Below are 11,674 nucleotides of genomic sequence, written 5' to 3'. Positions count from 1 at the left end.
CACCCTGCTATCTCAAGTAACCAAAGAGTCTCGCGTAATGAGCCGTTTATTACTGTCTGCCATAGATGATCAAACTTTTTTTCTACACACCGGTCTAAAAACTTTAAAACAAAAAACATCCACGCCAATAAAAATACGAGCTAATCCAAAATCCATTAACTACTACAAAAACTTGTTATCTTTAAATACACAAACCAATATTTTGTCTAATTTATTATTACAAGTTTCACAAATCGCCGGGGCTGACTTAATTCAACCTTTGCAAGAAAGATTTCAAGCGGCCTTAAGAAATTCACAACAAGCATTAAAATCTTTAAAGGGCTACGGATTGCATAAAATACTTGCCCCTAAAATAGATTTTTTAAATCAAAGTGGTTTTAAAAACAACACTTCTCACAATAAAAACCAAGGTGTATTTAAATTATTAAGTACCATTTTTAAAGAAAAAAGACGGCAAAAGCAGTATTTAGAAAAAAACAGAAAGTTACTAATAAGTTTGTCTAAACAAACAGGACTTTTAATTGCTGGTATTGAAAGGGCGGGAAATAATATATCCAAAGTATTTGAAAAAACAATTTCTAATAATCAAAATCAACTTTTAACTTTAAATGTTGTCACCATTATTTTAGCTTTATTAATTGCCATCGTGTTTGTAAGCCGCTACCTAGTGGGAAGAATTAAAACTCTATCTAAAACTATGTTAACTATGTCGCAAGGAGATTTAAAAATTCCACTAGAGATTAGTGGTAATGATGAAATTACCGACATGGCTCAAGCGCTAGAGGTTTTTCGTAAATATGCCTTAGAGGCACAGCGAATAAATTTAGTAGAAAAACTGGCTAAAGAGGTTCAAGAAAAAAATGACCAGTTAAGCAAGGTTGTAAAACAATTAAAAAATGCACAAAAACAAATGGTAATGCAAGAAAAGCTAGCCTCTTTAGGAGAGCTTGTGGCAGGAGTTGCTCACGAAATAAAAAATCCACTAAACTTTATTAATAATTTTTCTGCGCTGTCTAAAGAGCTTTTAGAAGAACTTGCCGAAGAGATTAACACAATAAAATCTGCTCTACCTAAAGATAAAAATGATTTTATTAGTTTATTAATGAAAGACTTAAAGGGCAATTTAGAAAAAATTTACTCTCACGGTCAAAGAACAGATGGAATTATAAAAAGCATGCTGCAACACTCTAGCGGACATTCCGAAGAGAGCAAAAAAGAAAGCATTGATCTGCACCCCTTCTTAGATAGAACTATTAATTTAGCTTACCAAGGAAAGCGCGTGGGAAACAGCGGCTTTAATGTAGAATTTATTAAAGACTATGCAGAAGATTTAGGTCAGGTGACCATCTACCCTCAAGACATGTCTCGAGTGATTTTAAACCTGGTGGGCAATGCTTGCGATGCCATTGAGTCTAAAATACAAGGCCTTGCTACAGAAGAAGAAAAAGCCCATTACAAACCTTGTATTAATATAAAAACTAGCACGACGGCTAAAGAAGGCACAGAGTTTTTAAAAATTATTATTGAAGACAATGGCCCTGGTATTCCTAAAGGTATTCAACAGAAAATTTTTGATCCTTTTTTTACCACAAAACCTACCGACAAGGGTACAGGGTTAGGGCTTTCTTTGTCTCATGATATTATACGCAAACATTCTGGAACAATGACTTTAACAAGTACGGTGGGGGAATTTACTCGATTTGTGTTAAAGCTACCTAAATAAAGGCTACATTTTTTACGCTGTATTTTAGATACTAATTATTTTTTTTATTTTTAAAAACAGCTCTTGCTTTTAAGGTTTTTATAGAAAAAACTTTTCCTTTATTTAATCGCGTAAAAAAAACACGGTTAGACCCTTGATTATTTTTTTTGGTGTAAGATAAACGAAAGCCATCAATATTAAAAATACTTTTTTGTTCCTTAAAAACCTTGGTAAAATTTTTTGCTGTTAAATTTCTTCCCGCGCGCTTTAAAGACTCAATAACAAGGCGCCCAACAATGTACCCCTCTAAACTAACAAAGCCTATGGCGTTAAGGCTTTTAATTTTTTTCATCGCACGGTGGTAATGGCGTATAAATGGTTTGGTTCTGTCGTGAGGAAAAGGGACAACCTGAGTTACCACAACAAAACTTTTACTATGTTTAAGCTTTTTGGCTAAGGCATTTACTCCCACAAAAGAAACCGACAAAAAAACGGTCGACTTTATTTTTAATTTTTCTGCCCATTTTATAAAATGCGCCACGGGGGAATAAGTGCCAATAGTAATGATTGCCTCTGGGTGGCCTTTGCGAATATCTAAAAGGGCCGTCTTAACAGACATAGTATTTCTTAGGTATGACCCGCGAGATACAATCCGCAAACCCTTTCCTGCTTCTTTTACTGCCTTTTCTAAACTATTAAGGCCGTCAATTCCATAGGAATCATTTTGATAAAAAATAGCAATACGCTTAATCTTTAAATCCTTTTGTAAACGGAAAACCATTGCCCGAATCTCTTGAAAATAAGAGGCTCGTACATTAACCACCGTATCTCTATAAGAAGATCTTAAAAAAAAAGCCCCTGTAAGCGGCCCAATATACAATTTTTTTGATTTTGCAACAATGGGAACAACGGCTTTAGAGGTTGGTGTCCCCACCCCTCCAATTAGAGAAAAAACTTTAGTCTTATTTATTAAGCGATATATGTTTTTAATAGCTACTTCTGGTTCATAATGATCGTCGAGACTTTTTAATTTTAGTCGGCGACCATGCACTCCTTTTTTAGAATTAATCTCTGCAAAAGCGGCTAAAATTCCTTTTTGCAAATTTAAACCCAAGCCTTTTGCAGGCCCCGTTAATGCGGCGGACTGACCAAAAAGCACCTGAGTATCAGTTACCCCATCCATAGCTTTAACAGTTCTTGCCGCAAAATTAGACAAGACAAAGCTACAAAATATTCCCCAAAAAAATAAATAACGACGAGTCACGCTGTCTCCTTTTTATGATTGCGGCAAATACCTAAGAGCAAGATAAGTTAAATCATCAAACTGAGGGGCACTTCCTGCAAAATCTTTAACACCTTGATGCACCTTTGCGCTCATTGTTTTAATATCCTCACCACATTGAGCCGATAAAATTTTTTCTAACCGCTCTTCTGTAAATTCTTCATTATGGGAGTTCATAGATTCAGTTACTCCGTCAGTATAAATAAATACTGTTTCATTGGGTTTTATTTCTATGGTTTTTTCTAAAAAGTTGCGATCGGCAAATAGCCCCAACGGAATTCCTCCCGTTAAAGGAAGCTCTTCTACTTGCGCATTGGTGTGCACCAAAAAAGGAGGGTTGTGACCAGCATTAACATAGGTAAACTTTCCTGTCTTGGTATTTAATACTCCATAAAAAAGCGTTACAAACATAAAGCTATCGTTATTTTTACAACTTTGTTTATTAAGCTCTTCAATTACCGCACTTGCCTTTAAAGCACCCTTAGAGGCGCTTATTCCCTTAAGCACGGTTTGAGTAATTAAGGCAAACAAAGCCGCTGCCACGCCTTTGCCAGAAACATCGGCAACAATAACTGCAACATGATCGTCATCGATTTTAAAACAATCATAAAAATCACCGCCAATTTCTTTAGCGGGAGTCATTACCCCGTGTAGCTGACAGTTTTTATCTAAATTAAAATCTTTAGGTAATATGGATTGTTGAATATCATGAGCCACACTTAATTCTTTTTTTAAATGAAACAAAGTCTCTTTAGATTGCAAGGCCTCTTTCATCTTAGACAAATTGTCGAAGCCTCTAGTTATGGTGTGCTCCATGTCTTTAAAGTTAATGGGCTTAGTAATGAAATCAAAAGCCCCATTGTTCATGGCCGTTCTTATGTTTTCAATATCTCCGTAAGCGGAAACAATTACCGTGCGTATATCAAAACCTTCTTCTTGAATTTTTTGTGTTAAAGTTAACCCATCCATTTGAGGCATATTGATATCGGATAAAACAATGTCAATGCTGGGGTCTTCTTGCAAAACCTCTAAAGCTTGTTGCCCATTGTGGCGAAAGATCATTTCCCATTCTTTATTGTGAATTTTACGGCGAAATTTTTGAGTGATTAATGGCTCCATATCCACTTCGTCGTCTACCACTAAAATTTTTACCATAATTTAATACTCATCTTTTATTATGTTTTTTTATAAATTTTTAATCGATTACCGTTTTGTTGTGGAATATATTCTAATTCATCAGAAAGATTTTTTAGTAAATGTATTCCCAGCCCTCCAACAGGCCTCGCCTTCCAATTTATCTCTAAATGGGTTGGGTTAAAATCACTACAAGGATTAAACGCATTTCCATTATCAACTATATCGGCCATAAACCCGTCGGAAGTTTTATAAAGGTGCAAACTTATCTCGATATCTTTTTGCGCCTGTTTATAACCGTGACTAAATATATTGGTTATAGCCTCTTCTAAACAAAGCTTAAGGTCAAAAAAAACTTTTTCGTTGATAACATAAGTTTCGCGACACTTTTGAAAATCGCCCATCACAGTTTGTAAATCTTCTTTTTTTGTTAAGCTAAAAGAAAGTATGCAGTTTGCTTTTTTGTTTTTTTGCTTCATGCCACAAACCCCTACTTTTCTGTAAGTTTTTTTATTTAAAACTATGGCTAAGTCTCTATGCCATAGCGGCAATGGCTTCGCTTACATCTGGATATATAGTAAACACAGTGTTTAAACCACTAATATCTAAAACACGCTGTACATTTTTTGGAAGTTTACAAAGTGCGGTTTTTCCTTTTTTTGCTTGCATTTTTTGAGCAGAATATAACAACACGCGAAGTCCCGCACTAGAGATATACTCAAGGTTCTCTAAATTAAAAATTAATGTAGAGGTGTCTCCCTCTAAAACATCATATAATCTTTCATGAACCGCGCTGGCCATTGGCGCGTCTAAAAGCCCCTCTATGCTAACCACTTTCGCTTTTCCGTTATCTTCAATTTTAATTCCTATGTTTTTCGTCATACTTTACTCTTTGTTTTTGTTTTCTTTTTTAGTCTTTTATATTGCAATTAAAGACAAGTCGCCTCTACAAGACATGCAGAAACTTTATAAGGGTCTGCGTTAGCTCCTGGTCGACGATCTTCAAAATAACCACAACCTTTTTGCGAAGTTTGTAAAGGAATTCTAATAGAGGCACCCCTGTCAGATACTCCCGATTTAAATTGTCCAATATGGCAAGTTTCGTGAAGGCCAGTAAGTCGATCCTCTAAACCCGCTCCATAGTTACGAATATGTTGGCTATGCTTTTCTTTTAGGTTTTCTACAGCTTTGTTTATTGCTTCTATTCCTCCCTTAGCTCGCGTAGCATCTGTGGAAAAATTGGTGTGCATTCCCGCTCCGTTCCAATCTCCCGGCATTGGTTTATTACTAAAGGATATAATAGCATTATGTTTTTCTGCCACTCGCAGTAACATATAACGGGCTACCCACATTTGATCCGAAATAGTTAGGGGGTCATTTTTTTCTGTGTTTACTCCCCGATAACCCACTTGAAATTCCCATTGAGAAGGCATTACTTCGGCATTAATACCATAAAAGCTTAAGCCCGCTCTTTGACACATGTCCATATGCTCTTCCACAATGTTTCGGCCAAACACTTTGCTTACACCAACTCCACAATAAAATGGCCCTTGTGGTGCAGGAAAACCACCTTTATCTGGCCAGCCTAATGGACGATTGTATTCAAAAAGTGTGTATTCTTGTTCGAAACCTATCCAAGGGTTTGCTGCCTTAGATTTATCTAATAATTCTCGCAAAGCCTTTCGAGAGTTGCTGGCATGAGGTTCGCCGTCGGATTCGTAAACTTCACAAACTACTAAGTAGTGATTACCCGTGATAGCTCTTAAAGGGTTTAAGCAAAAATAAACCGGCTTTAATATACAGTCAGAATGAGACCCATGGGCTTGCCAAGTAGAAGAGCCGTCAAAACCCCACTCTGGAAAATCTTCAAGACTATTGGCAGACACCTTATTTAATATTCGTGTTTTAGCTCTTAGTTCTTGAGTCGGCGTAGCACCGTCTAACCATAGATACTCTGCTGTTGCTAATACTTTAACATCGCTATCTTGTTTAGAAAAACCCATTTTTTACTCCTTTAAAAGGCGTTTTTAAACACAGTCACCTGTGTTTATTTTTTCATAATTAAAAAGAGAATTCCCAAAAAACTCTGCTTTGTCAATGTCCTGTCTTATTAAAAACTGTAGCTGCGTTTTTATTTTGAAGTTACAAGGTTTTGAGTACTTAGTGCAACCAAGACACCGTTGTGAGCTTAGTACAAAAAATCCTCTTTTAGCATAAATCCCTTTCCGCTACAGCTAGTGCATTTTTCACTGGCTCTAGATAGAAGACTGGGCCCCTTGCGCTTACGACTAATTTCTATTATTCCCAAATCCGAAACGGGGTAACAGCGCGTGTAAGACTGATCGACTTTAAAAGCATTTTGTAAGTGTTCTAATAATTGTAACTTATGTTCCTCTTGTTCCATATCAATAAAGTCTATAAAAATGAGACCGCCGCAGGCGCGCAATATAATTTGTGACACAGCCTCTGTAGCCGCTTCTTTGTTAATTTGAAATACAAACTCTTCGGGGCTGTGTTTGCTAGTGGTATTTGTGCCCGTGTTTACATCAATGCTAATTCCCATCTCTGTTTCTTCAATCACTAAATAGGCCCCAGACTTTAACCATACTTTTTTGTTAAATAATTGCTGCACTGATTTGCTAATTCCCACACTAGAAAATAAATTGTCTGTTAGTTGTAGCTTTAAAGTACTTTGTAAAAAAGGAAAAGAGTTTTTTAGTATTTGGTTAAGACTATTAAAGCTGTCTTCGTTGTTAACAATAATTTCGTCAATAGGGTGTACTAACAAGTCTCGCAAATAGGTTTCCATGTGCTGCGCCTGCACAAGACAGCTTCCTTTTGCAACAGAGGAGAAATTATTTTGCAAATTTTCCCATGTGTTTTTTAAGTGCAATAAATCTCGCTCTAACTCCTCTAAAGAAACAAACTCTGCAGCCGTTCTAAAAATTACAGAGGCCTCTTCGTTTAAGTCTTCAAACCATTGAGTAAGTTGCGTTTTTTTTTCTTCGTTAACAAATTTGCGCGAAAACTTAACGGCTTTAGTTACCGCCCTAGGAATAAATACCAAATACGCCCCCGCTAAAGTAATGTGCGTGCTTAATCGCATAGCCTTATTTCCAATAGCCGCCTTGCGAACCTGCAGCATTAAGTTATCCCCTGGGCTAAGAACGCTTTCAATATTAAGAGGGTTGTTTAAATCTTGATTTTCTCTAATTTCTTGCACATCTTTTTCGTACAAAAAGCCTGGCTTATCCATGCCAAAATCTACAAAAGCAGAGCGAATACTTTTTACTACTCTGTTTACTGTACCTTTATAAATAGAGCCCACAAACAATGGCTCTTTAAGATAATGAAACCAAAACTGTTTCAGTGTGTTGCCCTGTACAAACGCCACCTGTTCTGTACTAGCCTTTCTGTTAATGACCAACCTATTCATTTGCCAAGTCCTTTCTTTTTTTATATGTCTATACACCATGAATACTATACAAGCAAAGAAAGCCTCCTCCCAAGAAATAGCTAGCAAAATAGACCACACACTTTTAAAGCCCGAGGCTAGCCAAAAACAAATTTTAAATCTGTGCCGCGAGGCCATAGACTACGGTTTTTATTCGGTCTGCATTCCTCCTTGTTTTGTAAAGCGCGCTGTTACTTTTTTTAAAACCACTAAACCCACCCCAGTTAATCCTCCAAAAATTTGCACCGTAATTGGATTTCCCCTTGGTTATAACTCCACAAAAATAAAAGTCGCCGAAACCCTACAAGCCTTAAATGATGGTGCTGTAGAAATTGACATGGTTATTAATATTTCTGCTTTAAAAAATCAAGAATTTCAATATGTAGAAGAAGAAATTAAAAATATTTTATCTGTGTTAGAAAAACACAACAAAGACAATGTCCTTAAAGTCATTATAGAAACGGCCCTTTTAACAGAGCAAGAAATTACTCAAGCCACAAAAATTATACAAAACACAAAGGCTCACTATATAAAAACTTCCACGGGTTTTTCCACTAGAGGGGCCTGCATAGAAGATATAAAAATCATAAAGGCTGCCCGCGCCTATGATAAAAGCCGACTACGCATAAAAGCCAGTGGCGGCATTAAAAGCTTTACTCAGGCAAAAGAATATTTAAAAATGGGAGTGGACCGACTGGGGCTTAGCTCTGGGGTAGAAATTATAAAAGAAATTTCTCAATAGCTACCTTTTAAATACAGTATTGGCTTAATTACCTAGATGCATTGATGCCAGGAAAGTAAAATATGTTTAACCCTGTAGAATTAATTTTAAAAAAACAATCCGGCAAGCACCACAGCGATGAAGAGTTAAGCTTTTTAATAAACGCTTATGCCAAAGGGCTTATGCCAGACTACCAGTTTAGTGCATGGCTTATGAGTGTTTTTTTTAAAGGAATGAATGAACAAGAGGTTTCTCAATTAATAACCTTGTACAAAGACTCAAGCGCTACTTTAAAATTAAATTCTTCTGTTGCTGTAGACAAACATAGTACCGGTGGGGTGGGTGATAAAACCTCTCTACTTGTTGCGCCCATTGTTGCCGCTTGTGGTTTAGATGTCCCCATGATCACCGGCCGTGGCTTAGGGCATACGGGAGGAACGCTAGATAAGCTAGATAGTATTGAACATTTTAATACGCAAATTTCTTTAGAAGAAATGACCTCGCAAGTAAAAGAAATTAATGTTGCCGTTATTGGGCAAACGCCAGAAATTTGCCCTTTGGATAAAAAAATATACGCACTTCGCGATGTTACAGGAACAGTGGCCTCTATCCCTTTAATTTGTGCAAGCATTTTATCAAAAAAAGCTTGCGAAGATTTAAAAGCTTTAGTTTTAGATGTTAAATTTGGGTCGGGAGCTTTTATGCAAAATTATAAAGACTCTAAAAGGTTAGCTATTGCGCTAAAAAAAGCGGGAGAAAAATTTGGAATGAAAATAACCGCTTTGCTTACCAACATGAACCAGCCCTTAGGTCGGTTTAGCGGTAATGCTTTAGAGGTAAAAGAGTGTTTTGATATTTTAAATAATCAAACTTGCATAGAAAAAGATTATGATTTTTATCAACCCACTAAAGAATTAAGTCTTCAGCTAAGTGCTCATATGCTTTCTTTAACTCTTCCTAACACCTCCGTGGAGCAAGGCTATAAAAAATGCAAGCATGCCCTAGAATCAGGCCTGGCTTTACAAAAATTTAACGCCCTTTTAGTTGCTCAAGGCTGTAAAAAAACCTTTTTGCCCAACCAATTGCCTCAAGCCAAATGCCATTACAAAATAACTAGCACAGAAGAGGGTTTTGTAGAAAGTATTAATACTCGCTCCCTTGGGTTTTTAAATATCGCTTTAGGTGCAGGTAGAAAAGCCATTACGGATAAGATAGACTATGCTGTTGGTTTTGAAATGCATTGTTATATTGGACAATATGTAAAAAAAGGGCAAAGCTTAATGCGGCTACATTTAAATAAAGAAGAACAAGGAAAAGAGCTTGAGGAGCAATTTCGCCAAGCTTTTCAATTTTCAAAAACAGAAGTGCAAGAAGAGCCCTTAATTAAAGAAATTTTATAAATGACATTTAAATAAAAACGGAAAAAATATGCATACTTATATTTCAGATTTAAAAAATTATGTAGGAAAAAAAGTAACTCTAAAGGGTTGGGTATATAACTCTCGCTCTTCTGGAAAAATTAAATTTTTGCTGTTAAGAGACGGTACTGGTTTATGCCAATGCATTTACTTTAAAGGCGAGTGTCAAGAAAGCGCTTTACAAGACTTTTCTCAATTAACTCAAGAAACAACAGTGGAGGTTACAGGAGTAGTTCGCGAAGAACCCCGCAGCCCCGGAGGCGTAGAGTTGGGTGCAGACACTTTAAAAATTTTACACCTTACTAAAGATTTTCCCATTTCTCCCAAAGAACATGGTGTAGATTTTTTAATGAATAACCGCCACCTATGGGTGCGGTCTAAAAAACAAACCGCTATTTTACGCATTCGTGCAGAAGTTACCTCTGCTATTTATGATTTTTTTAATGGTCGAGGCTTTACCTTAGCTGATGCTCCTATTTTTACCCCTAATGCTTGCGAGGGAACTAGTACTTTATTTGAAACACAATACTTTGATGAAAAAGCTTACCTGTCGCAAAGCGGGCAGCTTTATATGGAGGCCATGGCCGCCGCCTTAGGCAAAGCTTATTGTTTCGGCCCCACTTTTCGCGCAGAAAAATCAAAAACCCGTCGCCATTTAATTGAGTTTTGGATGGTAGAACCCGAGGTAGCTTTTGCTAACTTAAAAGACAATATGGAACTAGCCGAACACTTTGTAGAATATATTGTGCAAAGGGTTTTAAAAAATAAAAAAGAGGAATTAAAAACCCTAGAAAGAGACACTTCTGCTTTAGAAAAAATAAAAGCCCCTTTTCCAAAACTACATTATAAAGAAGCTGTAGAAATTTTACTAAAAAAGAACCCTAACTTTAAAGAGGGCGACGACTTTGGCGCACCCGACGAAACGATTATTAGTTCTCAATTTGATAAACCTGTTTTTGTACACCACTATCCCACTGCCATTAAGGCGTTTTACATGAAAGAAGAAGAGTCTGACCCTACTTACTCTTTAAGCTGCGACCTTTTAGCTACAGAAGGCTATGGCGAAATTATTGGGGGAGGACAAAGGGAAGATAGACTAAAAGTTTTAGAGAAAAAAATTAAAGAGCATGACTTAAACCCCGAACATTTAAAATGGTACACAGACTTAAGAAAATATGGCGCTTTTCAAAGTGCTGGGTTTGGGCTGGGCTTAGAAAGAACAGTTGGTTGGATTTGTGGGCTACCTCATGTGCGCGAAACCATCGCCTTTCCTAGAATGTACGGAAGGCTTTATCCTTAAAAATTATTTTCTTTCCAAATTCTATTCCAAACCGTTTTTATTTCACTAAGTTGCGGCCTAAAAAACACTCTCTTAGGTGCTGTAGGTTTATAGCGCTTACTTTTGCTCTCTCTTTGTGCCACTCTATATTGAAAATAATAGTGGTTCGACCAACCCATTCTTAAATCCATCACTTTAAGAGTGTGCTTTTTGTTATTTGGCGCTACTGCATAAAACCCATGGCTAAAGTACTTCATCTTTTTTATTGTGGAGTTTTTTTCTAAGCCTGTTAATAATTTTAAATTACGATCATGGCTTTTAAAATGAATGGCTAAGTTTTTATCAAAAACCGATCCGAAACCTTCATAGTATTTTTCTTTTTTTAAAACCACCACCCTCCATAAAAAACTATTAAAATAAGTGGGCCCAACAAAAATTTTTTGATAAATAATATTTTGTTTTTTTAACTCTGTAACCGCCCTTTGCAAAACCCACTGTTGTGCTAAAAAGGCCCACAATAAATAACCAGTGCTTAACACCAAGCCCAAAGTAGCCCAGCGATAAGCATTTTTTTGTTTTGCAAAAAAAGCCAACACCATTGTTAATAAAAAAGGGAGTGTATACAAAGGGTCTACAATAAAAACACTTCCCAAAAATAAAGGACCTCCTCCTAAGGGCCAAAAT

General features: G+C 36.5%; 11 protein-coding genes. 4 read left to right on the top strand and 7 right to left on the bottom strand.

Going from position 1 to position 11,674, the window contains the following annotated elements:
• Nucleotides 1-1,723 (top strand): HAMP domain-containing protein (locus HAW63_00370; GenBank protein ID MBE8162430.1); only part of this gene is annotated, 1,723 nt, incomplete at its 5' end.
• Nucleotides 1,724-1,754: 31 nt separating this feature from the next.
• Here the strand turns inward: HAW63_00370 and HAW63_00365 are convergent.
• The 6 genes from HAW63_00365 to HAW63_00340 all read right to left on the bottom strand — a co-directional run bounded on the left by HAW63_00365 (nt 1,755) and on the right by HAW63_00340 (nt 7,554).
• Complete coding sequence (locus HAW63_00365) at nt 1,755-2,966, bottom strand: ABC transporter substrate-binding protein (protein ID MBE8162429.1); 1,212 nt, start codon at nt 2,964-2,966, stop codon at nt 1,755-1,757.
• A 12-nt stretch (nt 2,967-2,978) separates the two neighbouring features.
• Nucleotides 2,979-4,139, bottom strand: coding sequence for a SpoIIE family protein phosphatase (locus HAW63_00360; GenBank protein MBE8162428.1), 1,161 nt, complete (start codon nt 4,137-4,139; stop codon nt 2,979-2,981).
• Nucleotides 4,140-4,159: 20 nt separating this feature from the next.
• Nucleotides 4,160-4,597, bottom strand: a complete 438-nt coding sequence (locus tag HAW63_00355; protein ID MBE8162427.1) for an ATP-binding protein — start codon at nt 4,595-4,597, stop codon at nt 4,160-4,162.
• A gap of 55 nt (nt 4,598-4,652) precedes the next feature.
• Entirely contained in the window at nt 4,653-5,000 is a 348-nt protein-coding gene (locus HAW63_00350; GenBank protein MBE8162426.1) for an STAS domain-containing protein, read from the bottom strand.
• 47 nt (nt 5,001-5,047) lie between these two features.
• Nucleotides 5,048-6,121 carry a glutamine synthetase gene (locus HAW63_00345; GenBank protein MBE8162425.1) on the bottom strand — a complete coding sequence of 358 codons (1,074 nt, stop codon included), beginning with the start codon at nt 6,119-6,121 and terminating at the stop codon, nt 5,048-5,050.
• A gap of 185 nt (nt 6,122-6,306) precedes the next feature.
• Nucleotides 6,307-7,554: an Rne/Rng family ribonuclease gene (locus tag HAW63_00340; protein ID MBE8162424.1), complete on the bottom strand. Its 1,248-nt coding sequence runs from the start codon at nt 7,552-7,554 to the stop codon at nt 6,307-6,309.
• Nucleotides 7,555-7,591: 37 nt separating this feature from the next.
• Between HAW63_00340 and deoC the strand changes: the two genes are divergently transcribed.
• The 3 genes from deoC to asnS all read left to right on the top strand — a co-directional run bounded on the left by deoC (nt 7,592) and on the right by asnS (nt 11,011).
• On the top strand, nt 7,592-8,314 hold the full coding sequence (gene deoC, locus HAW63_00335) for a deoxyribose-phosphate aldolase (GenBank protein ID MBE8162423.1): 723 nt from the start codon (nt 7,592-7,594) through the stop codon (nt 8,312-8,314).
• 62 nt (nt 8,315-8,376) lie between these two features.
• A complete protein-coding gene (locus HAW63_00330) occupies nt 8,377-9,693 on the top strand; it encodes a thymidine phosphorylase (GenBank protein ID MBE8162422.1) in 1,317 nt (438 codons plus the stop codon).
• Nucleotides 9,694-9,721: 28 nt separating this feature from the next.
• Complete coding sequence (gene asnS / locus HAW63_00325) at nt 9,722-11,011, top strand: asparagine--tRNA ligase (GenBank protein MBE8162421.1); 1,290 nt, start codon at nt 9,722-9,724, stop codon at nt 11,009-11,011.
• Here asnS and HAW63_00320 read toward each other — a convergent pair.
• Complete coding sequence (locus tag HAW63_00320; protein MBE8162420.1) at nt 11,008-11,643, bottom strand: hypothetical protein; 636 nt, start codon at nt 11,641-11,643, stop codon at nt 11,008-11,010. The two genes, asnS and HAW63_00320, sit on opposite strands and share 4 nt — an antisense overlap.
• Nucleotides 11,644-11,674 lie beyond the last annotated feature (31 nt).

This window comes from Pseudobdellovibrionaceae bacterium (assembly GCA_015163855.1).
Lineage (GTDB): Bacteria > Bdellovibrionota > Bdellovibrionia > Bdellovibrionales > UBA1609 > JAAOIH01.
This window is presented reverse-complemented; position numbering and strand designations above follow the sequence as displayed.

Bases quoted from the DNA above. Each gene is read 5' to 3' on its own strand.
- HAW63_00360 (MBE8162428.1), bottom strand. From the start codon at position 4,139: ATGGTAAAAATTTTAGTGGTAGACGACGAAGTGGATATGGAGCCATTA.
- HAW63_00355 (MBE8162427.1), bottom strand. From the start codon at position 4,597: ATGAAGCAAAAAAACAAAAAAGCAAACTGCATACTTTCTTTTAGCTTA.
- HAW63_00350 (MBE8162426.1), bottom strand. From the start codon at position 5,000: ATGACGAAAAACATAGGAATTAAAATTGAAGATAACGGAAAAGCGAAA.
- HAW63_00345 (MBE8162425.1), bottom strand. From the start codon at position 6,121: ATGGGTTTTTCTAAACAAGATAGCGATGTTAAAGTATTAGCAACAGCA.
- HAW63_00340 (MBE8162424.1), bottom strand. From the start codon at position 7,554: ATGAATAGGTTGGTCATTAACAGAAAGGCTAGTACAGAACAGGTGGCG.
- deoC (MBE8162423.1), top strand. From the start codon at position 7,592: ATGAATACTATACAAGCAAAGAAAGCCTCCTCCCAAGAAATAGCTAGC.
- HAW63_00330 (MBE8162422.1), top strand. From the start codon at position 8,377: ATGTTTAACCCTGTAGAATTAATTTTAAAAAAACAATCCGGCAAGCAC.
- asnS (MBE8162421.1), top strand. From the start codon at position 9,722: ATGCATACTTATATTTCAGATTTAAAAAATTATGTAGGAAAAAAAGTA.